At 71.4% G+C, this 23889-nt stretch carries 20 protein-coding genes; 11 read left to right on the forward strand and 9 right to left on the reverse strand.

What is annotated here, in order from left to right; all coding sequences use genetic code 11:
• Nucleotides 1–129 precede the first annotated feature (129 nt).
• The 3 genes from IEZ27_RS34790 to IEZ27_RS34800 all read right to left on the reverse strand — a co-directional run bounded on the left by IEZ27_RS34790 (nucleotide 130) and on the right by IEZ27_RS34800 (nucleotide 3370).
• On the reverse strand, nucleotides 130–636 hold the full coding sequence (locus IEZ27_RS34790; RefSeq protein WP_125632513.1) for a methylated-DNA--[protein]-cysteine S-methyltransferase: 507 nt from the start codon (nucleotides 634–636) through the stop codon (nucleotides 130–132).
• Nucleotides 633–2036 carry an AlkA N-terminal domain-containing protein gene (locus tag IEZ27_RS34795; protein ID WP_189651123.1) on the reverse strand — a complete coding sequence of 468 codons (1404 nt, stop codon included), beginning with the start codon at nucleotides 2034–2036 and terminating at the stop codon, nucleotides 633–635. Before IEZ27_RS34795 ends, IEZ27_RS34790 begins: the two co-directional genes overlap by 4 nt.
• A 77-nt stretch (nucleotides 2037–2113) precedes the next feature.
• Entirely contained in the window at nucleotides 2114–3370 is a 1257-nt protein-coding gene (locus tag IEZ27_RS34800; RefSeq protein ID WP_189651124.1) for an MFS transporter, read from the reverse strand.
• A 61-nt stretch (nucleotides 3371–3431) separates the two neighbouring features.
• Between IEZ27_RS34800 and IEZ27_RS34805 the strand changes: the two genes are divergently transcribed.
• Nucleotides 3432–4430, forward strand: coding sequence for an ArsR/SmtB family transcription factor (locus IEZ27_RS34805; RefSeq protein WP_189651125.1), 999 nt, complete (start codon nucleotides 3432–3434; stop codon nucleotides 4428–4430).
• Here IEZ27_RS34805 and IEZ27_RS34810 read toward each other — a convergent pair.
• From IEZ27_RS34810 to IEZ27_RS34820, 3 genes are all read right to left on the reverse strand, one after another.
• On the reverse strand, nucleotides 4388–5329 hold the full coding sequence (locus tag IEZ27_RS34810) for an NYN domain-containing protein (protein ID WP_125632505.1): 942 nt from the start codon (nucleotides 5327–5329) through the stop codon (nucleotides 4388–4390). The genes IEZ27_RS34805 and IEZ27_RS34810 overlap by 43 nt on opposite strands.
• Before the next feature lie 107 nt (nucleotides 5330–5436).
• On the reverse strand, nucleotides 5437–5637 hold the full coding sequence (locus IEZ27_RS34815) for an acyl-CoA carboxylase subunit epsilon (RefSeq protein ID WP_125632503.1): 201 nt from the start codon (nucleotides 5635–5637) through the stop codon (nucleotides 5437–5439).
• Entirely contained in the window at nucleotides 5634–7223 is a 1590-nt protein-coding gene (locus tag IEZ27_RS34820) for an acyl-CoA carboxylase subunit beta (protein WP_229824616.1), read from the reverse strand. Before IEZ27_RS34820 ends, IEZ27_RS34815 begins: the two co-directional genes overlap by 4 nt.
• Nucleotides 7224–7259: 36 nt before the next feature.
• Between IEZ27_RS34820 and IEZ27_RS34825 the strand changes: the two genes are divergently transcribed.
• The 3 genes from IEZ27_RS34825 (at nucleotide 7260) to IEZ27_RS34835 (ending at nucleotide 12366) form a co-directional block, all read left to right on the forward strand.
• Nucleotides 7260–8066 (forward strand): ABC transporter ATP-binding protein, encoded by an 807-nt coding sequence (locus tag IEZ27_RS34825; RefSeq protein ID WP_125632501.1) that lies wholly within the window; start codon nucleotides 7260–7262, stop codon nucleotides 8064–8066.
• Nucleotides 8063–9676: a hypothetical protein gene (locus IEZ27_RS34830; RefSeq protein ID WP_229824617.1), complete on the forward strand. Its 1614-nt coding sequence runs from the start codon at nucleotides 8063–8065 to the stop codon at nucleotides 9674–9676. Before IEZ27_RS34825 ends, IEZ27_RS34830 begins: the two co-directional genes overlap by 4 nt.
• A 113-nt stretch (nucleotides 9677–9789) precedes the next feature.
• Nucleotides 9790–12366 carry a phosphoenolpyruvate carboxylase gene (locus tag IEZ27_RS34835; protein WP_229824620.1) on the forward strand — a complete coding sequence of 859 codons (2577 nt, stop codon included), beginning with the start codon at nucleotides 9790–9792 and terminating at the stop codon, nucleotides 12364–12366.
• Between the two features lie 50 nt (nucleotides 12367–12416).
• On the opposite strand, the gene IEZ27_RS34840 is transcribed toward IEZ27_RS34835, so the two are convergent.
• Entirely contained in the window at nucleotides 12417–13496 is a 1080-nt protein-coding gene (locus IEZ27_RS34840; RefSeq protein ID WP_189651127.1) for an epoxide hydrolase family protein, read from the reverse strand.
• A gap of 171 nt (nucleotides 13497–13667) precedes the next feature.
• Here IEZ27_RS34840 and IEZ27_RS34845 point away from each other — a divergent pair, with 171 nt between their 5' ends.
• The gene (locus IEZ27_RS34845) at nucleotides 13668–15488 is read left to right on the forward strand and encodes a hypothetical protein (RefSeq protein WP_189651128.1); all 1821 of its coding nucleotides are present in this window, start codon (nucleotides 13668–13670) and stop codon (nucleotides 15486–15488) included.
• An 81-nt stretch (nucleotides 15489–15569) separates the two neighbouring features.
• Nucleotides 15570–16604 (forward strand): hypothetical protein, encoded by a 1035-nt coding sequence (locus IEZ27_RS34850; protein ID WP_189651129.1) that lies wholly within the window; start codon nucleotides 15570–15572, stop codon nucleotides 16602–16604.
• A 3-nt stretch (nucleotides 16605–16607) separates the two neighbouring features.
• Here IEZ27_RS34850 and fdhD read toward each other — a convergent pair whose 3' ends face one another.
• Both fdhD and IEZ27_RS34860 read right to left on the reverse strand, forming a co-directional pair.
• Nucleotides 16608–17447 carry a formate dehydrogenase accessory sulfurtransferase FdhD gene (gene fdhD, locus IEZ27_RS34855; protein ID WP_189651130.1) on the reverse strand — a complete coding sequence of 280 codons (840 nt, stop codon included), beginning with the start codon at nucleotides 17445–17447 and terminating at the stop codon, nucleotides 16608–16610.
• Nucleotides 17444–19648 (reverse strand): FdhF/YdeP family oxidoreductase, encoded by a 2205-nt coding sequence (locus IEZ27_RS34860; protein ID WP_189651131.1) that lies wholly within the window; start codon nucleotides 19646–19648, stop codon nucleotides 17444–17446. The genes fdhD and IEZ27_RS34860 overlap by 4 nt, the downstream gene beginning before the upstream one ends.
• Nucleotides 19649–19732: 84 nt before the next feature.
• Here IEZ27_RS34860 and IEZ27_RS34865 point away from each other — a divergent pair, with 84 nt between their 5' ends.
• From IEZ27_RS34865 to IEZ27_RS34885, 5 genes are read left to right on the forward strand one after another with little or no spacing between them, the layout of a single operon-like run.
• A complete protein-coding gene (locus IEZ27_RS34865; RefSeq protein ID WP_189651132.1) occupies nucleotides 19733–20554 on the forward strand; it encodes a biotin--[acetyl-CoA-carboxylase] ligase in 822 nt (273 codons plus the stop codon).
• A 46-nt stretch (nucleotides 20555–20600) separates the two neighbouring features.
• Entirely contained in the window at nucleotides 20601–21119 is a 519-nt protein-coding gene (locus IEZ27_RS34870; protein WP_189651133.1) for a PH domain-containing protein, read from the forward strand.
• A gap of 21 nt (nucleotides 21120–21140) precedes the next feature.
• Nucleotides 21141–22121 (forward strand): adenylate/guanylate cyclase domain-containing protein, encoded by a 981-nt coding sequence (locus tag IEZ27_RS34875; protein WP_379478650.1) that lies wholly within the window; start codon nucleotides 21141–21143, stop codon nucleotides 22119–22121.
• Nucleotides 22122–22136: 15 nt separating this feature from the next.
• Nucleotides 22137–23222 carry an S-(hydroxymethyl)mycothiol dehydrogenase gene (locus IEZ27_RS34880; protein WP_185844536.1) on the forward strand — a complete coding sequence of 362 codons (1086 nt, stop codon included), beginning with the start codon at nucleotides 22137–22139 and terminating at the stop codon, nucleotides 23220–23222.
• Complete coding sequence (locus IEZ27_RS34885) at nucleotides 23223–23843, forward strand: MBL fold metallo-hydrolase (protein WP_189651134.1); 621 nt, start codon at nucleotides 23223–23225, stop codon at nucleotides 23841–23843. It abuts the gene before it with no gap.
• The last annotated feature ends 46 nt before the right edge of the window (nucleotides 23844–23889 follow it).

Below are 23889 nucleotides of genomic sequence, written 5' to 3' on the forward strand. Positions count from 1 at the left end.
TGCTTGTATCGACGGCTAGTAAGCGTGCGCAAATAATGCCTACGCTTACTAACGCCGTACGAGGAGTATTCTATGCCGTTCGCCCCGCCGGCCCTGGTTGTCGGCCGCGCCTGAACGTCTCTGCGAGGGTCAGCTGAGCTTCTGGGGGTTTTCGTGGGCGAGGAGCCATTCCTTGACCGGGACGCCGTAGTAGTAGCCGCCGTATCCGCCCGTACTGGGCAGGACGCGGTGGCAGGGGACGAAGGGCGCGATCAGGTTCTGGGCGCAGGCGGAGCCGGCGGCGCGGGCCGCGGTACGCGGAAGGCCGGCGGCCTCGGCGAGCTGGGCGTACGACACCGTCGTGCCCGCGCGGACCTCGCGCAGCGCCTCGTGCAGGCGCTTGCGGGTGGCGGAGCCGGGCTGCGAGACCGGTACGGCGTCCAGGGCGTCGAGGTCACCCTCGAAGTAGGCCCGTACGGCCTCGGCGGGGGCCCCGAGGTCGTCCACCGCCTCCAGGCCCTCCGACTGGAGGGCGGGCGTGAGGCGGGCGAACATCTCCGTGGGGTCGGCGGTGAAGCCGGCCGCGACGAGGACGCCCTCGCGGGTGAGCAGCGACAGCGAGCCGATCGGCGTCGGCAGGACCTGAGCGGTGATCATGAAGAGCTCCAAAGATGCAGGGCGGCGTAGGCCCGCCAGGGCCGCCACCGTTCGATGTGGTCGTGCGGGATGCCCAGGGCGGCCATGCGCTTGTTGAGCACGAGGTCGCCCGTGGGCCAGGCGTCGGGGTCGCGCAGGGCGCGCAGCGCGATGTAGCTGGCGGTCCACGGGCCGATGCCGGGGACCTTCAGCAGCTCGGTCACGGACTCGGCCGGGTCCTGGCCGCCGTCGAGGTCGATGTCGCCGTCCGCGACCCGGCCGGCCAGGTCCGCGAGGGTGGCGATCCTGCGGTTGGTCAGGCCGAGGCCGGTCAGGTCGGCGTCGCGCAGCTCGGCGGCCGTGGGGAAGAGCGGGCCGCCGGTCCTGGCGACGATCCGGCCGAGCAGCGTACGGGCCCCGGCCACCGAGATCTGCTGGCCGACCACCGCGCGTACGGCCAGCTCGAAGCCGTCGAACGTGCCCGGCACCCGCAGCCCGGGACGCGCCTCGACGAGCGGAGCCAGCGAGGTCTGCCCGAGCGCCGCCGCGATCGCCTCGGGGTCGGCGTCCAGGTCGAGCAGGCGGCGGCAGCGGGCCACCACGCGGGCGAGCTGCCGGGTGTCGGCCACCGCCACGTCGAGCGCGACGTGGTCCCGCTGCGGCGTGAGCGTGATCGTCCCGCCCGGCACGACCCTGGAGTACGAGGCCGGCCCCGCGACTTCGAGCCCGGGAATGGCGCGCGAGGCCAGGAACCCGAAGACGCCCGCCACGTCGTACGGCTCGCGGCGGTGCAGCCGCAGCCGGAGCGTGACCGGCCCGGCCACGTCGGGCTCGGGCGGCGCGGCCCGCCGTCCGGACGTGGCGCGCAGCTCGCTGGGCGTGAAGCCGTACGTCTCCCGCATCGTGGCGTTGAACTGCCGCACGCTCCCGAACCCGGCCGCGAACGCCACCTCGGTGACCGGCAGCCCGGTCTCCGTCAGGAGCTGCTTGGCCAGCAGCAACCGCTTGGTCCGGGCCACGGCCAGCGGCCCGACGCCCAGCTCGGCCACGAACAGCCGGTGCAGGTGGCGTTCGGTGATGTGCAGCCGCCGGGCCAGCCCGGCCACGCCCTGCTCGTCGGCGGCGCCGTCGTCGATCAGCCGCAGGGCCCGGCCGACGAGGTCGCCGCGCAGATCCCAGCCGGGGTCACCGGGCGACAGCTCGGGACGGCAGCGCTTGCACGGCCGGAACCCCGCCGCCTCCGCCGAGGCCGCGTGCCGATAGAAGCGCACGTTACGGGAGGAGGGCGTACGCGCCGGGCAGATCGGGCGGCAGTAGATACGTGTCGTCGTCACCGCGGTGTAGAAGCGCCCGTCGAACCGGGAGTCCCTGGCGGAGACCGCCCGGTAACAGGAGTCGAAGTCGAGCTCTAGGGGTGACATGCCTCCGAGACTATGCGCGGGCGGCGAATGGTGACCGGCGGAAATCGGACCTCACCATAAAAACGCAGGTCAGCAGGTCAGCACGGGTGACCAGCGGTATTCGGACCTGACCGGCGGAGGGCTGAGAAGTGGACAGGGAGCCAGCTCGCCGCCATGATCACCGCACCCAGCCAGAGCGGCGCGCGCAGCCCCCACAACTCGCCGAGGATCCCGGCCAGCAGTCCGCCGAGGCCGAGCGCGCCCGTCAGCAGCAGCCGCATCGTGGCCGTCATCCGGCCGAGCAGGTGGTCCGGCGTGACGCGCTGCCGCAGGCTCACCAGCAACACGTTGTTCACCCCGGTCCGGAACGCCAACACGAACCACGCCGCCGCCGCGGCCCACAACCACGGCCCGCCGTCGAGGAACGGGATCACCAGCGCGGCCGGGGCGGTGACCACGCTGACCACCCACACCGCGCGGCCCGTGCCGAACCGCCGTCCGAGCAGGTGGGCGAACGACGACCCGGCGAGCACGCCGAGCCCGCCCATCGCCAGGTACGCCCCGAGCACCCACTCCGGATACCCCAGCTGCCCCACGATGAGCACCGGCAGCAGGACCGAGCAGAGCGGGAACGCCAGGTTCGCCATCGCGCCCTGTACCAGCGCCGCGACCAGCACCCGGTTGCCGAGGATGAAGCGCACGCCCGCCGCGATCCGCTCCCGCAGGGACTCGGCGCCGTCCGCCGAGCCGTCCTCGGGCAGGGCCGGCTCGGGGACGCCGCGCAGCCAGAGGGCCGACCACAGGTAGCTCAGCGCGTCCAGCAGGACCGCCACCGGCGCGCCGGCGACCTGGGCCAGCACCCCGGCCAGGCTGCGCCCGGCGACGTCCATGCCCGCGGCCGTGCCGACGAGCAGCGAGTTGGCCGACGTCAGCCGCTCGCGCCCGACCAGCCCCGGCACGATGCTCATCGAGGCGACGTCGAACAGCAGCGACCCGGCTCCCACGAGCACCGCCACCACGTAGAGCTGCGCCATGGACAGCACCCCCGTCCACCACGCCACGGGCACCGACAACAACGCCACCGCCCGCCCGGCGTCCATCACGATCATCAGGCGCCGCCGTCGTACGCGGTCCACCCACGCCCCGGCCGGCAGGCCGAGGACGAGGGCCGTGAGCGTGGCGAGCGCCGCGAGCAGCCCGACCTCGCCCGCGCCCGCCCCGAGGACGGTCACGGCGAGCAGGGGGATCGCAACGTAGCTGATCTGGCTGCCGAGCTGGCTGACCAGGCCGGCGACGAACAGGTTGCGGAACGCGCGAAGCCGCAGAAGCGGTGTTTCCACCAAGGTTGCTGACATGTCGGCCAGGATGCTGAAATGTCGTTCAAGGCCGCTATCGATTAAGTGACACGCAAATCCAATGACTCTCGACCTGACGTTCACCGCCCACGACATCGCCAACACCCGCTTCGCCGTCTCCCCGCTCGGCGAGGTCGTGGCCAGCGTGCGCGTGGTGAAGAACCCGGCGGCGCACCCGCTCCTGCGCCCCTGGGCCGACCAGGTACGCCGCCGCCTCCAGGACGTGGACTGGCGCCTGCTGTCCGACCTGGTCCCGGTGCCCACCATCTCGATCGCGGGCTTCACCTGCACGCCGCCCTCGACGTCCATGCCGGACCTGGAGCTGGAACTCGCCACGATGCGGGGCGCGGCCGCACGGGTCCGCTCGGACCTGGAGCACACCGGCGGTCCCCGGACGAAACGCGTGCAGGCCCTCTACGACGACCCGGAACAGGGCCTCGAACGCCTGGCCGCCGAGGTGGCGGCCTACTGGGAGGCGGCGATGGCGCCGTACTGGCCGCGGATCAGGTCGCTGCTGGAGGGCGAGATCCTGTACCGGGCGCGGCTGCTGGCCGAGGGCGGCGCCCAGCGCATGCTGGCCGACCTCGACGAGGCCGTCACCTGGGACGACGGCACACTGCGGCTGAGACACCTCTACGTCTCCGGCCGGCGGTCGCTGAGGGGGCTCGGGCTGCTGCTGGTGCCGTGCGTGTTCGCCTGGCCGCGGGTCTTCTCGGTGACGACGCCGCCGTACCAGCCGACCGTGCGTTACGCGCCGCGCGGCATCGCGACACTGTGGGAGCGCCGCGAGGTGGACCCGCCCGAGGCGCTCGCCGCGGTGCTCGGCCGGACGCGCGCCCGGCTGCTGGCCGAGCTCGACCAGCCGGCCTCGACGCGCGACCTCGCCCAGCGCGCCGGGCTCTCCGAGCCCGGCGTCAACCAGCACCTGACCGCGCTGCGCAAGGCCGGCCTGTGCACCGCGCACCGCACCGGCCGGTACGTGCTCTACGCCCGTACGGCGGTCGCCGAGACGCTGCTCTACTTGGAGGAGACCCCCACCCCCAGGTCGAACTCCCGGTAGACGCGCGCCCAGAACCCGTCACGCAGCCAGACCCGGGCCTCCGGGTAGGGCCGCAGCGAGTGCCCGAGCTCCTTCTCCGCCTCGATCAGCAGCTCGGTGTCGATCACCGTCGGCAGGATCGGACCCGGCAGCAGGTCGCGGATGTTGTCGCGGCCACGGGTGAGTATCCACTTCTGGGCGACGTGCTCGCCGACGTCCTCCACGCGCGGACGGCTCGGGCCGAGCTTGGCGACCTGGCCGGGCTTGGCGTGCGGCTTGACCGGCGCGCGCCCGGCGAACACCTGGGCGGGCGAGGGAGCGGCGGCGGGCGGGGTGACCGGAACGGGTTGCGGAGCGCGACTGAAAAAGGGCCTCAGGAAATCAGCGGAGATCACTTCCACGGTGTCCGACTCCCACACCAGGCGCTCGGCCTGGTTGGTGCCGTAAGGGGGCTCGACGCCCCACAGGTGGATGCGCACGCCGTACGCCTGCGCCGCCTCGACCGCCGGGACCATGTCCTCATCGCCCGCCAGCAGGATCGTGTCGGTCACCGCGTGATGCCTGGCCAGTGCCTCCAGGTCGCTCCTGATCTGCGCGTCGACGCCCTTCTGCTGGCCGCGGGCGTTGAGGTTGCCGAGCCGCACCTTGACCCAAGGGAGCTGGGCGATGACACGCTGATCGACGGTGGGCACACGGTCGCGGGCTGCGTCATACCAATAGATCCGCAGAAGTTCGCCGGAAATACGTTCCTCTGCATGTTTCTGTAGACTCTGGATGAGCTCATCGGCGGCCACCCGATATTCCTTGCGTTCCTTCGCGCCGAGCAGCACCTCACCTGCCGCAGCGTAGAGATAACCGACATCCACTAGGACGGCGTACTTGGCTGCCACAGGATGCGGCATGAGGTCTGGGATGGCCATGTCGTCCTCCAGGCCGCGGTGTTAGTTGATCGGCTGACTATATACGCCTACTTTCTCTAGATAGTCCCAACTCCCGGGGAACTTGACACCCGATTCCCGGGATCTATCTAGGGTAGTGCGCTCATCCGCCAAGCCGACTTCCCCGGCAGGCCAGGGTTACGCATACCTCTGGCGGGGTTTCGCCATGTTTGTCTACGAGGCCTGTCGGGTTCGGCGTACGAGCTGCGCCGTGCGGCGAGCACGGCCACCACGGCCGCGATCTCCTCGGGCGTGGCCTCGCCGCGGACTATACGCAGGTGGTCGCTCATAGAGGAATGTTCCCATGCTTCTTCGGCGGCAGCGAGGCCCTCTTGTTACGAAGGGCACGAAGAGCTCTGATGACTTGAGGCCGGGTTTCGGACGGCCGAATCACCGAGTCCACATACCCGCGCTCGGCCGCGATGTACGGATTGGCCAATGTGTCCTCGTACTCGGTGACGAGCCGGGCGCGCTCGGCGTCGGGGTCGCCGGAGCCGGCCAGTTCGCGCCGGTAGAGGATGTTGACCGCGCCCTGCGCGCCCATGACCGCGATCTGGGCGGTGGGCCAGGCCAGGTTGACGTCCGCGCCGAGGTGCTTGGACCCCATGACGTCGTACGCGCCGCCGTACGCCTTGCGGGTGATGACCGTGACCAGCGGGACCGTGGCCTCGGCGTAGGCGTACAGGAGCTTGGCGCCGCGGCGGATGATTCCGTTCCATTCCTGATCGGTCCCGGGGAGGAAACCCGGTACATCAACAAAAGTCAGGATCGGAATATTAAAAGCATCACATGTTCGAATAAATCTTGCGGCCTTCTCGGAGGCGTCGATATCCAGACATCCGGCGAAATGCATCGGCTGGTTGGCGACGACCCCGACCGGCTGGCCGTCCACGCGGCCGTAGCCGACCACGATGTTGGGCGCGAACAGCGCGTGGACCTCCAGGAACTCCCCGTCGTCGAGCACGTGCTCGATCACCTGGCGCATGTCGTACGGCTGGTTGGGGGAGTCGGGGATGACCTCGTCCAGGGCGGGGTCGGACTCCAGGTCGTCGGCGGCGGCGAAGGCCGGGGCCTCGTCCAGGTTGTTCGAGGGCAGGTAGGACAGCAACGCCTTGACGTAGTCGAGGGCGTCCTCCTCGTCGGCCGCCTGGTAGTGGGCCACGCCCGACTTGGTGTTGTGCGCGTGGGCGCCGCCCAGCTCCTCGAACGTCACCTCCTCGCCGGTCACCGTCTTGATCACGTCGGGGCCGGTGATGAACATGTGGGACGTCTGATCCACCATGATGACGAAGTCGGTCAGGGCGGGCGAGTAGACGTGACCGCCGGCGGCGGCGCCCATGATCAGCGAGATCTGCGGGATCACGCCCGAGGCGTGCACGTTCCGCTTGAAGATCTCCGCGTAGAGGCCGAGCGCGACCACGCCCTCCTGGATGCGCGCGCCGCCGCCCTCGTTGATGCCGATGATCGGGCAGCCGGTCTTGAGCGCCAGGTCGAGGACCTTGACGATCTTCTCGCCGTACACCTCGCCGAGCGAGCCGCCGAAGACCGTCACGTCCTGGGAGAACACGCACACCTGCCGGCCGTCGATCGTGCCGTGGCCGGTGATCACGCCGTCGCCGTACGGCCGCCGACTCTCCAGCCCGAACATCGTGGACCGGTGGCGTGCGAACTCGTCGAACTCCGTGAACGAGCCCTCGTCGAGCAGCGCGAGCACCCGCTCGCGCGCGGTCATCTTGCCCTTGGCGTGCTGTTTGTCCACCGCCGACGCCGATCCGGCGTGCACGGCCTCGTCGAGCCTTCGCTCCAGGTCGGCGATCTTGCCCGCGGTGGTGTGGATGTCCGGCAATTCCGGCATGTGGTCGGCGGGTGCGCTCATGCGCGTTAGGCTAGCCCGTCCTCCTAGAGTGGATCCATGACGGATGCGGTTCGCTCCCACGGCCTCTACAAACGCTACGGCGCCCAGGTCGCGGTGGCCGGGGTCGACCTCGTGGTCCCCGCGGGCAGCTTCGCGGGTCTGGTCGGTCCCAACGGGGCCGGCAAGACGACCACGCTGAGCATGATCACGGGCCTGCTGCGGCCCGACGGCGGCCAGGCCGCGATCGACGGGTTCGACGTCTGGCGCGACCCCGTCGCCGTCAAGGCGCGCATCGGCGTGCTGCCCGAAGGGCTGCGCCTGTTCGAACGGCTGTCGGGCCGCGAGCTGCTCCTCTACAACGGCCGGCTGCGCGGCATCCCCAAGGCCGACGTCGAGCAGCGCGCGGGCGAACTGCTCGCCGTGATGGACCTGACCGAGGCCGCCGACAAGCTCGTCGTCGACTACTCCACCGGCATGCGCAAGAAGATCGGGCTGGCCGCGGCGCTGCTGCACAACCCGTCCGTGCTCTTCCTCGACGAGCCGTTCGAGGGGGTCGACCCGGTCAGCTCCAACATCCTCACCGACGTGCTCCGGCGGTTCACCGCCTCCGGCTCGACCGTCATCTTCTCCAGCCACGTCATGGACCTCGTCGAGCGGTTGTGCGACTGGGTGTCGGTGATGAGCGGCGGCCACATCGTCGCCCAGGGGCCGCTGGAGCAGGTGCGCGGCGGATCCAGCCTGAACGAGGCGTTCATGCGGCTGGTCGGCGGCTCCCGCGCCGACGGCGAGGCGGGCCTGACCTGGCTCGGCGCCAAGCACGGCGACCAGCCCCAGGCCACCGCCACCCCCCAGGACACGCCGTGAGTGCCGAGGGCGCTGCCGGCCCCGCGGCGGTGACGGGATCGCCGGTGGCCACGGCGGCGCTCTTCGCGCGGCTCAAGTTGCGCCTGCTCGCCGGCAACCTGCGCGGCGACGTGCAGCGCAAGCTCGGCTTCGTGTTCACCCTGCTCGCCGCGGCCGGGCTGGCCGTGGTCGGCTTCCTGCTGATGAGCCTGCTGCGGCTGGCCCCTTCCGACGTCGCCGCCGAGCTGGTGATCGTCGCGTTCGCGCTCTTCCTGGTGAGCTGGATGATCGTGCCGCTGCTGGCGTTCGGCCTCGACGACACGCTCGACCCGGCGCGGTTGTCGTTGTTCCCGCTGCGTACGCGCGAGCTGGCCGTCGGGCTGTTCACCGCCTCCGCGACCGGCGCGTGGCCGCTGGCCATGCTCGTCATCACGGCCGGCGCGCTGGTCGGGCTGCCCACGAACCTCGGGGGCGTGCTGCTCGGCGTGCCCGCGGTGCTGCTGCAGTTCGCGTTGTGCGTGGTGACCTCGCGGCTGATCACCACCTCGCTGTCCGGCGCCCTGCGCAGCCGGCGCGGACGTGACGTGCTGGCCGTGGCCGCCCTGTTCGTGGTGCTGCTGGCGCAGCTTCCCAACCTGCTGATGAACCGCGGCATCGGCGACCCCGCCGCCATGCTCCACCGGCTGGCCGGCGTCCTGCGGTGGACGCCGCCCGGCATGGCCGCGCACGCCATGGCCGACGGCGGCCTGGTGGGCGTGGCGGAGCTGGCCGCGGTCGCCGTGCTCGTCGTCGTGCTCGGCTGGTTGTGGATCAAGGCGCTCGGCCGGGCCCTGGTCTCGCCGGACGCCTCCACGCAGGCGGCCTCCGTACGCCGGGAGCGCGGCCTGGTCGACCGGCTCCTGCCCGACGGTCCGCTGGCCGCCGTGGTGACCAAGGAGCTGAAGTACATCAGGCGGGAGCCCAGGTTCCGCGTGGGCTGGTTCTCCTCGGTCGTGGTGACCGTGATCCTGGCGTTCTCGCTGAACAACAGCACCGAGGGGCAAGGGGGGCCGGCGCTGCCGGTGATGATCACCGGCCTCGGCGCGCTGATGATCTCCCTGCAGTCGGGCAACGCGTTCGGCATCGACGGGCGTTCCCTGTGGATGAACGCCATGGCGTTCGGCTCGGAGGAGGACCTGCGCCGTGACCTGGCGGGCCGCCACCTGGCCAACTGCCTGGTCGCCGCGCCGCTGCTGCTGCTCGTGGCGGTGGTCGCGGCGCTGCTCACCGGCAGTCCGCAGGCGATCGCGCCGGCGTTCCTGACCGGGCTGGGCGCGCTCGGCGTCGGGCTCGGGGTCGGGTCGGTGACCAGCGTGACGATCCCGTACACGATGCCCGAGCGGATGAACGCCTTCAGCGGCGCCGCGCCCGGCCAGGGCGGCCAGGCGTTCGCCTCGTCGATGGGCGCGATGCTCGGGATCGTGCTGATGTCGCTCCCGATCGTGGTGCCGATGGTGTTCGGGTTGTTGTGGGTGTCGGTGCTCGCGCCCTTCTACGGGCTGCTGATCGAGGTGCTCGGCAGACGCCTGGCCGGCAAGATCGGTTTCCCCCGCCTCCCCGAGGTGCTGGCCGCCGTGTCGAAGGCCAGCTGAGCAGTGGTCTAGTCCAATGGGCGAGACCGCCCTGCAGTCGCCGAAACCGAGTCGATACCCTTCGAAGCATGATTGACCAGGGGCTCGAGCGTCGTAGTGCCGCCGTGACCGAGATGCCTGACGAGCTGCGCCACGACGTGCGCATGCTCGGCAAGCTGCTCGGTGAGGTGATCGCCGAACAGGGTGGCGAAGACCTGCTGGCCGACGTCGAACGGTTGCGCAAAGCCGTCATCGCGGCGCGCAGAAACGAGATTTCCGCTGACGAGATCACCGAGATGGTCGCCGGATGGGAGATCGAGCGGGCGGTCGCCGTCGCCCGCGCGTTCACCTGCTACTTCCACCTGGCGAACCTGGCCGAGGAGCACTACCGCATCCGTACGCTGCGCGAACGCGACGCCGAGGGGAGGGTGCAGCGGGAGTCGCTGGCGCAGGCCGTCCACGAGCTCGGGAACGAGCGTGTGAGTGAGTTGTTGCAGGGCCTTGAGCTGCACCCGGTGCTGACCGCGCACCCGACCGAGGCGCGCAGGCGCGCGGTCGTCACCGCGATCCAGCGGGTCAGCGGCCAGCTCACCGAGTACAACGCTCCCGGGCGCGGCGCGTCCGAGCGCGCCGAGAGCAGGCGCCGCCTGCTGGAGGAGATCGACCTGCTGTGGCGTACGGCCCAGCTCCGCTCCACCAAGCTCGACCCGCTCGACGAGGTGCGTACGGCGATGGCCGCCTTCGACGAGACGCTGTTCCGCATGGTGCCCCAGGTCTACCGTTCGCTCGACGCGGCGCTCGACGCGGGCACCGGCACCCGTCCTCCGCTGGCCAGGCCCTTCATCCGTTACGGGAGCTGGATCGGCGGCGACCGCGACGGCAACCCCAACGTCACCGCCAAGGTCACCCGCGAGACCATCCAGATCCAGTCCGGGCACGTGCTGACCGCCCTGGAGACGGCCTGCACCCGCATCGCCCGTACGCTCACCGCCTCCGCCCAGTTCTCGCCCTGCTCTGCGGAGCTGAAGGGCGCGCTGGCCGCGGCCGTGGACGCGCATCCCGAGCTGGTCTCCGAGCTGGCCACCCGGTCGCCGCGCGAGCCTCACCGCCAGTGGCTGCTGTACGTGGCCGCGCGCATCGCCGCCACCCGCCACCGTGACCTCGACCTGGCCTACCGCGCTCCGGCCGAGCTGCTGTCCGAGCTGCGGCTGGTGCAGGATTCGCTGGCGGCCAGCACGCCGCGGCAGGCGTACGGGGAGTTGCAGCACCTCGTCTGGCAGGTCGAGACGTTCGGCTTCCACCTGGCCGAGCTGGAGGTGCGCCAGCACTCGCAGGTGCACGCGGCGGCGCTGGAGGAGATCAGGGCCGGCGGCGAGCTGTCGGAGCGTACCGAGGAGGTGCTGGCCACGATCCGGGTGATCGCCTGGATCCAGGAGCGGTTCGGCGTCACGGCCTGCTCCCGTTACGTGGTCTCCTTCACCCGTTCGGCCGACGACATCGCGGCCGTCTACGAGCTGGCCCGGCACGCCCTGGGCGACCGGGCGCCGGTGCTCGACGTGGTGCCGCTGTTCGAGTCGGGCCAGGACCTGGCGAACTCGCCCGGCGTGCTGACCGGCATGCTGGACATCCCGCAGATCCAGGAGCGCCTGGCCACGACGGGCCGCCGCATGGAGATCATGCTCGGCTACTCCGACTCGGCCAAGGAACTGGGCCCGGCGGCCGCCACCCTCCGCCTCTACGAGGCGCAGGAGGAGCTGACCGTGTGGGCGCACGAGCACGACGTGAAGCTGCGCATGTTCCACGGCCGCGGCGGCGCGCTCGGCCGCGGCGGCGGCCCGGCCAACCGGGCGGTGCTGGCGCAGGCGCCGGGCTCGGTCGCGGGCCGCTTCAAGGTCACCGAGCAGGGCGAGGTCATCTTCGCTCGATACGGGCACATCGCCATCGCCCGCCGCCACCTGGAACAGGTCACGAACGCCGTGCTGCTGGCCTCCTCGCCGACGGTCGGCGCGCGTACGGCGGCCGCCGCCGAGCGGTTCCGGGGCCTGGCCGAGCAGGTCGCCACGGCTTCGGAGGAGGCGTACCGCGCGCTGACCGAGGCGCCCGGCTTCCCGGAGTGGTTCGCGCTGGTCAGCCCGCTTGAGGAGATCGGCTCCCTGCGGCTCGGCTCCCGCCCGGCCCGCCGCGGGCTGGGCGCGCCGCGTTCGCTGGACGACCTGCGGGCCATCCCGTGGGTGTTCGCCTGGGCGCAGACCCGCGTCAACCTGCCCGGCTGGTACGGCCTCGGCACCGGCCTGGCCGCCGTCGGCTCCCTCGACGAGCTGCGCGCGGCGTACGCCGAGTGGCCGCTGTTCAACGCGATGCTGGACAACGCCGAGATGTCGCTGGCCAAGACCGACCGTTCGATCGCCAAGCGGTACCTCGCGCTCGGCGGCCGCGACGACTTCGCCCGGCAGGTGCTGGAGGAGTACGACCGCACGCGCGACCTGGTGCTGCGCGTGACCGGGCACACGCGGCTGCTGGAGAACCGCAAGGTGCTCTCGCGGGCCGTGCAGCTGCGCGACCCGTACGTGGACGCGCTGTCCCACCTGCAGTTGAGGGCCCTGCGCGCGATGCGTACGGAGGACCTGTCGGAGCAGGAGCGGGAGCGGCTGTCCACGCTGCTGCTGCTGTCGGTCAACGGGGTGGCCGCCGGCCTGCAGAACACCGGCTGAGCACATGCGGACGGCCCGGCGATGGGCCGGGCCGTCCGCATGTGGGGTGATCAGCGCAGGCTGTCGAAGAAGGCCGCGATGTCGGAGGTGAGCGCCTCCGTGGCGGTGTGCGCCGTGTAGTGGCCGCGGGCCGGGGCGGGCAGGGTCCGCCACGAGACGATGCCGTGGTGGTCGCGCTCGGCGAAGCGGCGGATCGACTTGAAGTCGCCCTCGGACATGGCCAGCGCGGTCGGGGTGGTCGTCGGCTCCGCCGGCTGCTCCATGCGGGCGTTCTCCCAGTACAGCCGCAGGGCCGAGCCCGCCGTGCCGGTGAACCAGTGGATCGAGGCGTTGGTCAGCACGAAGTCGTCGTCCAGGTCCTCGTCGAAGAGCTGGGCCAGCCAGCCGACGAGCCCGGCGGGGGAGTCGGCGAGGGCGTGCGCGAGCGTCTGCGGCTGCTGCGACTGCAGGACGTTGAACGCGCCCTTCTCCTTCCAGAACCAGTCGAGCACGGCCAGCCCGGCCTGGTCCTCCTCGCTCAGGCCGGCGAACTCGGCCGGGTCGCCGGAGGGGAAGGAGTAGAGCTGGGTGACGTGCACGCCCACGACGTGCTCGGCGTCGATCCTGCCCAGCTCGGGGGAGATCATCGAGCCGGCGTCGTTGCCGGCCGCGCCGTAGCGCTCGTAGCCGAGGCGGGCCATCAGCTCGGCCCACGCCTGCGCGATGCGCCGGTTGTTCCAGCCGAGCTCCTTGGTCGGGCCGGAGAAGCCGTAGCCGGGCAGCGACGGGATGACCAGGTGGAAGTGGCGCGACAGCGGCTCGATGGCGTCGAGGTACTCGGCGATCGTGCCGGGCCAGCCGTGGGTGAGGATCAGCGGCAGGGCGTCGGGGTTGTCGGAGCGTACGTGGAAGAAGTGCACGTTCTGGCCGTCGATCTCGGTCGTGAACTGCGGGTACGCGTTGAGCCTGGCCTCCTGGGCCCGCCAGTCGAAGCCGGAGCGCCAGTGGGCGACCAGGCGCTTGACCCGCTCGACGCTGACGCCCTGGTCGGCGCCGGCGATCTCGTCGGCGAACCGGGTCAGCGCGAGCCGGGCCTGAAGGTCGTCGAGGTCGGCCTGGGAGATCTCGATGCGGAACGGGCGGATGCTCATGAGGGGTCCTCTCGACCGGAGAAGCGGAACGGCTTGTTCTGTTCCAACTATAGCAGAACGGAACGCTTCATTCCACAAGAGCGACAGTAGGCCACAAGAGAGGTCCAAGTGACTTACAAGCACTCGTGATCAAGATGGAGGCTTTGACGAGCGCAGAAAGGGACCCCCCTCATGAAAAGGACAGCCTTGTTGCTGGGCACGGTGATGCTCGGCAGCCTGCTGGCCGCTCCTCCAGCCCTGGCCGCCGCACCGGCCGCAGCTCCGGCCGCTGTATCGGCCGCCGCACCGGTCACCTCGGTGACCCGCGTCAAGGCCGGACCGGCCACCTGGTCGGGTGAGTGCCCCACGACCGTGGCCTTCTCCGCCACCCTGGCCGCCAAGGGCAAGGGCACCGTGCGCTACCGCTGGGTACGCGGTGACGGCAGCAAGAGCGCCATCAGGAGCTTCCGCGTCGCAGGCGCGCGCAAGGTCGTCGTGAGGGACCGCCAGACGTTCGACCGCGACACGACCGGCTGGCAGGCCGTGGAGGTCCTCGGCAAGCGGGGCCTGTCCGCCAAGGCCCGCTTCCGCGTCTCCTGCGAGGGCTCCCCGCGCCGGTACGACGTGGTCAACCCGCTGCCCGCCCAGCCGGACCGGCCGCTGGTGGCCGCCGCGAGCGTGCAGGCGAGCCCGCCGCGCTACGACGGCCGCTGCCCGACCGGCGTGACGTTCACCGCGACCATCCAGGTGTCGCGCACCCCGGCCAAGGTCGGCTACCGGTGGATCGACAGCGCCACGGGCGAGGGCCCGGTGGAGTGGGCGTACTTCGCCGCCGACGGGCCGAGGAGCAGGCAGGTCACGCTGCCGCTGTCCGTGGGCACCTCCACCGCCGGCTGGAAGTCCGTACGGATTCTCAACCCGGGCGGGCACGACTCCGGGCGGGCCTCGTACGAGGTGAACTGCGGGACGACGCCGTCGCCGCAGCCCACCAACACGCCGTCGCCGACGCCCACGACGTCCTCCACCCCCAAGCCCACCACGACGTCCGAACCCCCGGCGCAGCAGCCGCAGGCGGCGATCACCGCCCTGACGCCCGGCGACTACGAGGGCTACTGCGACGAGCCCATCGCCTACCAGGCCACCGGCCGCATCACCCTTCCGGCGGGCCCGGCGGCCGCCGTCGGCTACTGGTGGACCCTCGACGGCGCCGAGTGGCAGCACCAGACCGTCAGCTTCCCGGCCGGCACCCAGCCCAGGTCGCAGGACGTCACCGCCGCCTGGAGCTTCGACCAGGCGAAGAACGGCTCGCACAAGCTGGCCCTGACCACCCAGCCCGGCGCGGCCCAGGCCGCCGAGCGCACGTTCGCCCTCTCCTGCACGACCGACCCCGACCCGGCCAAGCTGGCCATCCCCTACGTCCTGACGCCCGTCTACCGGGGCGACTGCACGCAGTCCATCGGCCTGAGGGTGGACGCCCGGATCACCACCGACCGCGACGCCGACGTCCGGTACCGCGTCGTCGTGGACGGCAAGCCCGGCCCGGTCAGGACGCAGGACGCCAAGCCCGGCAGGGCCCAGTCGATCGGCGACCTGTTCTACATCAGCCCCAAGGACTCCGGCGGCGGCGTCATCCGCCTTGAGGTGCTGAACCACAACAAGCCGGTCAAGGAGAAGCCGTACACCGTGACCTGCGTGCCGGTGGACCCGGCGCCGGGCACGGTGCGGATCAGCGAGTTCCGGCCGGTCCACTACTTCGGCGACTGCGCCGAAGCGCCGTACGTGACCGCCTTCGGCGCCTTCCGCGCCGCGCCGGACACCGAGATCACCTGGCGCTGGGTCATCGACGGCAAGCCGACGGAGCCAGCCACGTACAAGACCAACAGCGGCGGCCTTCTCCAGGTTCAGGCCTTCCACTGGAACCGGGACACGAAGACCTCCGGCGTGGTCCGGCTTGAAGTGCTGAACCACAACAAGCCATCCGCCGAAGGCACGTACCCGGTGACCTGCGAATAGCGCTCACAAGGCAGATCCAACCGGGACACAAGCCGCCTTGATCATCCTGGGGTTCCCATCATCGCGAGGAGGAACCCCAGGATGAGATGGACAACCTTGCTGCTCGGCGCGGTACTGCTCGGCGGCCTGCCCGCCGTCGCCGGGCCGGCGTCCGCCGCGGTCGCGGCGGCTGACACGCCGCAGGTGGTGATCGACGGGCTCACCCCCGGCAGCTACTCGGGCACGTGCGCCGCGCCCGTCACCTACAACGCCGCCGGCCGCGTCGTGCTCCCGCCCGGCCCGGCCGCCGACGTGGCCTACTCCTGGCAGCTCGACGACAAGGAGGTACGCGGCGCGACGCTCTCCTTCCCCGAGAGCACCCAGCCCCGGTCGCAGGCCGTCTCCGCCACCTGGAACTACGGCACCTCCAACGCCGGCGCCCACCGCGTCCGGCTCGTCGCCCAGGGCGCCACGGCCGAGCAGGGCTTCAACTTCACCTGCGGCCCCGCCGCGCCCCCGGCGTACGTGACCTTCCACGACATGCTGACGCCACTGTTCCGCGGCGAGTGCAACGGGGCCGTCGGCCTCAGGGCGGAGGCCACGGTCGTCGCCGACCGCGACACCGAGATCCAGTACCGCGTGGTCGTGGACGGCGTGCCGGGCTGGCCGAGGTCCCAGCAGGTCAACGCGGGCGTCAAGACCCACATCGGCGACTTCTGGTACAGCTCCGCACAGGCCAGCGGCAGCGGCAACATCCGCATCGAGGTGCTGAACCACAACAAGCCGGTCAAGGAGGAGGCGTACAACCGGGTGTGCCGGGCGGTCCCGTCCCCGGTCCCCTACGTACGGATCAGCGCGCTCACCCCGATGGCCTACTACGGGAGCTGCGACGAGGCCCCCTACCTGACGGCGTACGGCACCTTCCGCGCCCCGGCGGGCACGCAGGTCAGCTACCGCTGGCTGATGAACGGCGTGCAACTGGAAGGGAACACGCTGACCGTGCCCCAGAACGGCATCCTCCAGATCCAGCCCGCCTGGTGGCGCCAGCAGAGCAAGCAGTCGGGGAACCTCACGCTCGAGGTGCTGAACAACGACAGGCCCACGCTGACGGTCACCCAGCCCGTGAGCTGCCAGTGACGGCTAGACCGTGACACGCTCCTGCCCGGCGTAGACGTTGCAGCGTTCGCCGCGCAGGAACCCGACCAGCGTCATCCCGAACTCCCTGGCCAGATCGACGGCCAGGGACGAGGGCGCCGACACCGCGCAGACCGCCGGGATGCCCGCGGCCAGCGCCTTCTGCATGATCTCGTAGCTGGCCCGGCCGCTGACCATGAGCACGTGCTCGGCCAGCGGCAGCCGTTCCGCCAGCGCGGCCCAGCCGACCAGCTTGTCGACCGCGTTGTGCCGGCCGACGTCCTCGCGCAGGGCCAGCAGCGTGCCCGTCGCCGAGAACAGGCCCGCCGCGTGCAGGCCGCCGGTCTTGCCGAACACGCCCTGGGCCTCGCGCAGCGTGCCGGGCAGGCCGTACAGCACCTCGGGGGTCAGCCGGAGCAGGCCGCCGGGGATCGGCTTGCAGCGGTCGTGCAGCGCGTCGAGGCCGGCCGCGCCGCAGACGCCACACGCGCTGGAGGTGAGGAAGTGCCGGTCGAGCGCGGGCAGGTCGGGCACCGGGCCGTGCAGGCGGACGGTGACGGTGTTGTAGCGGGCCTCGGGCGGCAGGTCCTCGTCCGCGCAGTAGGCGATGGCCGCGATGTCCTCCGGCCCGGCCAGGCCCTCGCCGCACAGGAACCCGGCGGCCAGCTCGAAGTCGTGACCCGGCGTGCGCATGGTGATGGCGACCGTCTTGCGGGTGCCGCCGGCCCCGATGAGCCGGATCTCCAGCGGCTCCTCCGTGGCCAGGTCGTCGCGCCGGTCGCGGACGCCGGAGCCGGCCAGTTCCCTGATGCGGACGCGGGTGGTGGGCCCGGGACGCGCCTTCACAGCGGCCGCACGGTGACGAGGGCGTTGTAGTCGGGGATGCGCGCCTGTGGCGAGCGGCGGGCCTCGTCGAGCAGCACGTTGCCCTCCGGCCAGTGGATCTGCAGGTTGCCCGGCATCAGCGGGGCACGCAGCACCTTGCCCTGGTAGGAGCGCTCGCCGGCGCGCAGCTCGACCGGGGCGCCGTCGGCCAGGCCGAGCCGGTCGGCGTCGTACGGGCTCATCAGAACGGCCTCGCGCGCCGCGCCGTTGAAGCCGTCGAGCCGCTCGTGGACCATGCTGTTGAACTGCTTGCCACGCCTGGTCGCGACCATGAACGTGCCGTCGGGACGCTCCAGGGCGGGCGGCTCGACCACGGAGAAGACGGCCAGTCCGTCGGGGGTCTGGAAGCGGCCGTCGGAGAAGAGGTGGCGGCCGCCGTACTGGACGTTGTCCCCGAACTTCCGCAACCCGGAGATGCCCTGGTAGAACGGCACGACCTGCTCGATCTCCGCACGGATCTGCGGAGTGCCGGTGAACCGGACGTGGTCCGCGATCTCGGGACGAGTACGGGCGGCCAGCTCGGAGAAGATCTTCCACTCCGGCCACGCCTCGCCGACGCGCGGGCCCTCGACCTCGGGCGAGAAGATGATCCGCCGCTCGGTGGAGGTCTCGGTCACGCCGCCGACCATCTCGTAGCGCGTCTGCGCGGGCAGCAGCAGCACGTCGCCCTCGCCCGGCACCAGCATCTGCGAGGACAACACGATGTCGATGTGCACCCGCAGCCCCAGCCTGGACAGGGCCTCGCGGCAGTAGGCCGGGTCGGGCAGCACCTCCAGGAAGTTGCCGCCGGAGGAGACGAGCGCGTCGAGCTCGCCGCGGTGGGCCGCGTCGATCATGTCCGTGGCGGTCAGACCGGGCGAGTCGGGCACCGGGAAACCCCACAGGTCGGTGAACTTCGCGGCGTTCGCGGACGTGATCGGCAGGCCGCCGGGGTAACCGGTCGCGTACGCGCCCATCTCGGCCCCGCCCTGGACCCCGCTGTGCCCCCTGATCGGCATCAGCCCGCACTTGTCCCGCCCGAGGAAGCCGCGGGCGAGCGCCAGGTTGACGATCGCCCGGACGTTGTCCTCGCCGTAGGAGTGCTGGGTGATGCCCATCGACCAGACCAGCACCGCCGAGCGCGCCTCGCCGAGCAGCTTGGCCAGCCGGAACATCTGGTCCTTCGTGGCTCCCGACAGTGCTTCGAGCTCGGCCCACGTCTGGCCCTCGACCGCCTTGCGCGCCTCCTCGAAGCCGGACGTCCGCTCGGCCACGAACGTCTCGTCCACCCAGTCGTTCTCGATCAGGTGCTTGAGCACGCCGTTGAGGAAGCCGATGTCGCCGCCGACGTTCACGCCGAAGAACTCGTCGGTGATCTTCGTGCCGAACAGCGCGGACTCGGCGTTGGAGGGCACCCAGTACTTGTCCATGCCCGGCTCGCGGTAGGCGTTGACCATGGCGATCCGGGTGCCGGCCTTCTTGGCGTGGTAGAGGTACTTCATCGCGACCGGCTGGTTGTTCGACGGGTTCGAGCCGATGAAGACGATCAGGTCGGAGCCGATCCAGTCGGTGTAGGAGCAGGTCGTGGCCGCCGCGCCGATGGTCTGCTTCAGCGCGACCGTCGAGGGCGAGTGGCAGATGCGCGCGGCGTTGTCGACGTTGTTCGTGCCGAGCGCGCGCACCGCCTTCTGGGCCGCGTAGTAGTTCTCGTTGGGCACCCCGCGGCTGGTCAGGTACGTGCCGGACCGCGCGCCGCGCAGCCGGTCGGCCGCCAGCCGCAGCGCCTCGTCCCAGCTGACGCGGGTGAAGCCGGGCTCGCCCGCGCGCCGCAACATCGGGTACGGCAGCCGTCCCAGCTCCCGCAGCTCCGCGCTCTTCCGCCCGGCCAGCCCCGAGACGTCACCCAGCAGCGACACGTCGAGCGCGGGCATGGTGTTGAGCGGCAGCAGCCGCAACCTGATGTTGCACAGGTGGATCTCGTCCATCGTCCAGTCGCGCATGCCGTGCGTGCCGAGCGCGCAGCCGTCGCAGGTGCCCTGGTTGAGAATCCGCCAGGCGTAACGCCTGTTCCCCTTGACCGACCTGAACGCCTTCCACAGCTCCAGGTAGTTGTTCGGCTTGCGCAACCCGAGGCCGAAGGGCCGCCACGATGCCCAGTTGCGAGGGTCAGGACGTCTGCTCATCCCCCCATCTTTACCCCTCACGCGGACTTCGAGACAGCCGGTGCGGCGCGATGACCACGGCGGAAGTTCGGCCAAGATGGGGGGATGGCCCACTCGCGCTACTCCGACCTCGACCGTCCTCCGCTCTCGGAGGCCGCGCTCAACCGCGCGCTCGTCCGCCCGGGAGCACTCTGGACCGGCGTCACCGTCGTCGACTCCACCGGCTCGACGAACGCCGACCTGGCCGCCGCCGCCCTCGCGGGGGCCGAGCAGGGGCGGGTGCTGGTGGCCGAGTCGCAGGTCGCCGGCCGGGGCCGGCTCGACCGCGCCTGGACGGCCCCGCCGCGGTCGGGGCTGACGTTCTCCGTCCTGCTCAGGCCCACGGCGCCGGTCACCACCCAAGGGTGGCTGCCGCTGCTCTACGGCGTGGCCGCCGCCTCGGCCGTACGCCGCCTGGCCGAGGTGGACGTACGCCTCAAATGGCCCAACGACCTGCTGATCGGCGAGCGCAAGCTGGCCGGCGTGCTGGCCGAGCGGGTCGATGACGCCGTCGTCATCGGCATGGGGCTCAACGTCTCGCTCCGCGCGGACGAGGCGCCGGTCGAGACGGCCACGTCCCTGGCCATCGAGGAGGCCGCCTGCCTCGACCGCGACCCGCTGCTGCGGGCCGTGCTGCGCGAGGTCGAGAGCCACTACCGCGAGTGGGAGGCGACGGGCGGCGACGCCGAGGCCGCCGGGCTGCGCGCCGCCTACCTCGCCACCAGCGCCACGGTCGGCCGCGACGTCCGCGTCGAGCTGCCGGGCGACCACGTGCTGACCGGGCGGGCGACCGGCGTCGACGCCTCCGGCCACCTCCAGGTGGAGTCCGGCGGCGAGCGCTACACGCTGGGCGCCGGAGATGTCGTGCACGTACGGGCCGCCGGATAAGTCACCGGCGTAGCCGCTTGGCGGCGTTGGTGGGAGCATGTGCGGCATGACCCTTCCCGACCACCATCTGACGCAGGGTGAGCGGCGCGTCCGATCCTTCCATCCCCACTGGAAGCGCCTTGTCGGCCCGTTCTTCGCGCTGATCCTCATCGCCGCGGCAGCGGGTGCGGCCCTGTACTTCCTCCCCGCCACGTGGGGGGAGAGCGTCTCCTTCTACGGCAGGATCGTCGTCGTCGTCCTCGCCCTGATCCTGCTGACGATCTTCACTCTCGTGCCCTACCTGCAGTGGAAGAACACCGGCTACGTCCTGACGACCCACCGGTTCACGATCAGCATGGGCGTGCTCAACAAGTCCACGGACGAGATCCCGATGGCCAAGGTCAACACCGTCAGCTCCGACCAGACGTTCCTGGAGCGCCTGCTCGGCTGCGGCACGCTGACCGTCGAGTCCGCGGGCGAGCGGGGTCAGATCGTGTTGCGCGACATCCCGAGGATCCAGGACGTCCGCATGGACCTGTTCAAGCTGGTCGAGGACGCGTCCGACGGGGAGATCGACGGCCACTGAGGGTGGCGTAGCCTGCTGATCGTGAACGCCTCCGAACCGCGCGGCAGACCGACGGCCGAGCAGATCGAGCGCACGCTCGTGGGCATGCCGGCCCGCTACACGCGCGAGCAGGTCTCTGCCGAGGCCGGCGTGTCGCGGGAGCTGGCCGAGCGCATCTGGCGGGCGCTCGGCTTCGCCCAGCTCGCCGACGACGCCGTGGCGTTCAGCGACGCCGACGTGGCCGCGCTGCGCCGGGTGCGCGGGATGCTCGACGGCGGCCTGCTCGACGAGCAGACCGTCATCCGCATGGCCCGCGCGCTCGGCCAGACCACCGCCAGGCTGGCCCAGTGGCAGGCCGAGATCGTGATCGGCACGATGTTGCCCGACCCGCCCGCCGACGCCGACCTGACCGGCGTCCTCGACACGGCCAAGGCCCTCCTGCCCGACTTCGAGCACCTGCTGATCCACGTCTGGCGGGCCCAGCTCGCCGCGGCGGGCACCCGCCTGCTGGCGGTCGCCGACGACCGGGCCGACCGGGTGCCGGGCCGCGTGTCGATCGCCGTCGGCTTCGCCGACCTGGTCTCCTTCACCCGGCGCTCGCGCGAGCTGGACGAACGGGGGCTGGCCGCGCTGGTCGAGGGCTTCGAGTCGCGGGCCGCCGACGTGGTGGCCGCGCACGGCGCGCGGCTGGTCAAGACGCTCGGCGACGAGGTGCTGTTCACCGCGCCCGCCCCGGCCCAGGCCGCGGCGATCGCGCTCGACCTCGCCGAGAGCCTGGAGCTGCGCATCGGCATGGCGTACGGGCCCGTCGTGCCCATGATGGGCGACGTGTTCGGCACCACCGTCAACCTGGCCGCCCGGCTCACGGCCATCGCCCGTCCCGGGACGATCGTGGTCGATTCGGAACTGGCCGAGGGCCTGGGCGAAGGGGCCGAGGGGGTCTCGGTGCACAAGATCAGGAGGCGGCCGGCAAGAGGGCTCGGCGTGGTCCAGCCCTATGTCTTGCGGAGATCAACCTCCTGACACAAGATGGCTGCCATGCCGTACGAAGTGCAGGGCGTCGTCGCCCGCGGTAAGGGTCAGGAAGTTTCACTGGAGACGGTGGTCGTGCCGGACCCCGGGCCGGGCGAGGCGGTGGTCAACGTGCAGGCCTGCGGGGTCTGCCACACCGACCTGCACTATCGCGAGGGCGGGATCAACGATGACTTCCCGTTCCTGCTGGGCCACGAGGCGGCGGGCACGGTCGAGGCGGTCGGCGAGGGCGTGACCGGGCTGGAGCCCGGCGACTTCGTGATCCTCAACTGGCGCGCGGTGTGCGGCCAGTGCCGCGCCTGCCTGCGCGGCCGGCCCTGGTACTGCTTCGCCACCCACAACGCCCGCCAGAAGATGACGCTCAAGGACGGCACCGAGCTGTCGCCCGCGCTCGGCATCGGCGCCTTCCTGGAGAAGACGCTGGTGGCCGCCGGACAGTGCACCAAGGTGTCGGCCGAGGCGCCCGCCCAGGTCGCGGGCCTGCTGGGCTGCGGCGTGATGGCCGGCATCGGCGCGGCGATCAACACCGGCGGCGTGACGCGCGGCGACAGCGTGGCCGTGATCGGCTGCGGCGGCGTCGGCGACGCGGCGGTCCTGGGGGCGTCGCTGGCCGGGGCGGCCCGGATCATCGCCGTCGACGTGGACGACCGGAAGCTGGAGTGGGCCCGCGGCTTCGGCGCGACGCACACGGTCAACTCGCGCGAGAACGACCCGGTCGAGGCGATCCGCGACCTGACCGGCGGGTTCGGCGCGGACGTGGTGATCGAGGCGGTCGGCCGGCCGGAGACGTACGAGCAGGCGTTCTACGCCCGCGACCTGGCCGGCACGGTGGTCCTGGTCGGCGTGCCGACGCCGGAGATGCGGCTGGAGCTGCCGCTGATCGACGTGTTCGGCCGCGGCGGCGCGCTGAAGTCCTCCTGGTACGGCGACTGCCTGCCCTCCCGCGACTTCCCGATGCTGATCGACCTGTTCCTGCAGAACCGGTTGCCGCTGGACAAGTTCGTCTCCGAGACGATCGGGCTCGACCAGGTCGAGGAGGCGTTCGCCAAGATGCACCGCGGCGAGGTGCTGCGCTCGGTGGTGATCCTCTAGATGATCGACCGCGTCATCACCTCCGGGACGTTCTCGCTCGACGGCGGCACCTGGGAGGTCGACAACAACGTCTGGCTGATCGGCGACGCGCGCGAGGTCGTGGTCGTCGACGCCGCCCACGACGCCGAGGCCATCGCCGAACGGGCGGGCGGGCGCCGGGTCAAGGCCATCGTGTGCACCCACGCCCACAACGACCACATCAACGCCGCGGCCCGGCTGGCCGAGCTGACCGGCGCGCCGATCCGGCTCCACCCGGCCGACCAGGTGCTCTGGGAGCAGGTGTACGGCCCCGAGGTGGCGTACACGCCGCTGGCCGACGGCGAGCGGATCCCGGTGGGCGGGGTGGCGCTGGAGGTGCTGCACACGCCGGGTCACTCGCCGGGCGCGGTCTGCCTGCACGCCGCCGACCAGGGCGTGTTGTTCAGCGGCGACACGCTGTTCAAGGGCGGGCCGGGCGCGACCGGACGGTCGTACTCGTCGTTCGAGACGATCATCGAGTCGATCGCGGAGCGGCTGCTGTCCCTGCCGCCCGAGACGGTCGTCCACACCGGCCACGGCGACTCCACGTCCATCGGGGCCGAGGCGTCGCACCTGGGGGACTGGCTGGCACGAGGCCACTGACCTGCGGGGTCAGGCGAATGTGACGCCTCTAACATAGGCAAGCCTT

Source organism: Nonomuraea spiralis, from assembly GCF_014648435.1.
Classification (GTDB): Bacteria; Actinomycetota; Actinomycetes; order Streptosporangiales; family Streptosporangiaceae; genus Nonomuraea; species Nonomuraea spiralis.

Bases quoted from the DNA above. Each gene is read 5' to 3' on its own strand.
- IEZ27_RS34790 (WP_125632513.1), bottom strand. From the start codon at position 636: ATGATCACCGCTCAGGTCCTGCCGACGCCGATCGGCTCGCTGTCGCTG.
- IEZ27_RS34795 (WP_189651123.1), bottom strand. From the start codon at position 2,036: ATGTCACCCCTAGAGCTCGACTTCGACTCCTGTTACCGGGCGGTCTCC.
- IEZ27_RS34800 (WP_189651124.1), bottom strand. From the start codon at position 3,370: ATGTCAGCAACCTTGGTGGAAACACCGCTTCTGCGGCTTCGCGCGTTC.
- IEZ27_RS34805 (WP_189651125.1), top strand. From the start codon at position 3,432: ATGACTCTCGACCTGACGTTCACCGCCCACGACATCGCCAACACCCGC.
- IEZ27_RS34810 (WP_125632505.1), bottom strand. From the start codon at position 5,329: ATGGCCATCCCAGACCTCATGCCGCATCCTGTGGCAGCCAAGTACGCC.
- IEZ27_RS34815 (WP_125632503.1), bottom strand. From the start codon at position 5,637: ATGAGCGACCACCTGCGTATAGTCCGCGGCGAGGCCACGCCCGAGGAG.
- IEZ27_RS34820 (WP_229824616.1), bottom strand. From the start codon at position 7,223: ATGAGCGCACCCGCCGACCACATGCCGGAATTGCCGGACATCCACACC.
- IEZ27_RS34825 (WP_125632501.1), top strand. From the start codon at position 7,260: ATGACGGATGCGGTTCGCTCCCACGGCCTCTACAAACGCTACGGCGCC.
- IEZ27_RS34835 (WP_229824620.1), top strand. From the start codon at position 9,790: ATGCCTGACGAGCTGCGCCACGACGTGCGCATGCTCGGCAAGCTGCTC.
- IEZ27_RS34840 (WP_189651127.1), bottom strand. From the start codon at position 13,496: ATGAGCATCCGCCCGTTCCGCATCGAGATCTCCCAGGCCGACCTCGAC.
- IEZ27_RS34845 (WP_189651128.1), top strand. From the start codon at position 13,668: ATGAAAAGGACAGCCTTGTTGCTGGGCACGGTGATGCTCGGCAGCCTG.
- IEZ27_RS34850 (WP_189651129.1), top strand. From the start codon at position 15,570: ATGAGATGGACAACCTTGCTGCTCGGCGCGGTACTGCTCGGCGGCCTG.
- IEZ27_RS34860 (WP_189651131.1), bottom strand. From the start codon at position 19,648: ATGAGCAGACGTCCTGACCCTCGCAACTGGGCATCGTGGCGGCCCTTC.
- IEZ27_RS34865 (WP_189651132.1), top strand. From the start codon at position 19,733: ATGGCCCACTCGCGCTACTCCGACCTCGACCGTCCTCCGCTCTCGGAG.
- IEZ27_RS34870 (WP_189651133.1), top strand. From the start codon at position 20,601: ATGACCCTTCCCGACCACCATCTGACGCAGGGTGAGCGGCGCGTCCGA.
- IEZ27_RS34880 (WP_185844536.1), top strand. From the start codon at position 22,137: ATGCCGTACGAAGTGCAGGGCGTCGTCGCCCGCGGTAAGGGTCAGGAA.
- IEZ27_RS34885 (WP_189651134.1), top strand. From the start codon at position 23,223: ATGATCGACCGCGTCATCACCTCCGGGACGTTCTCGCTCGACGGCGGC.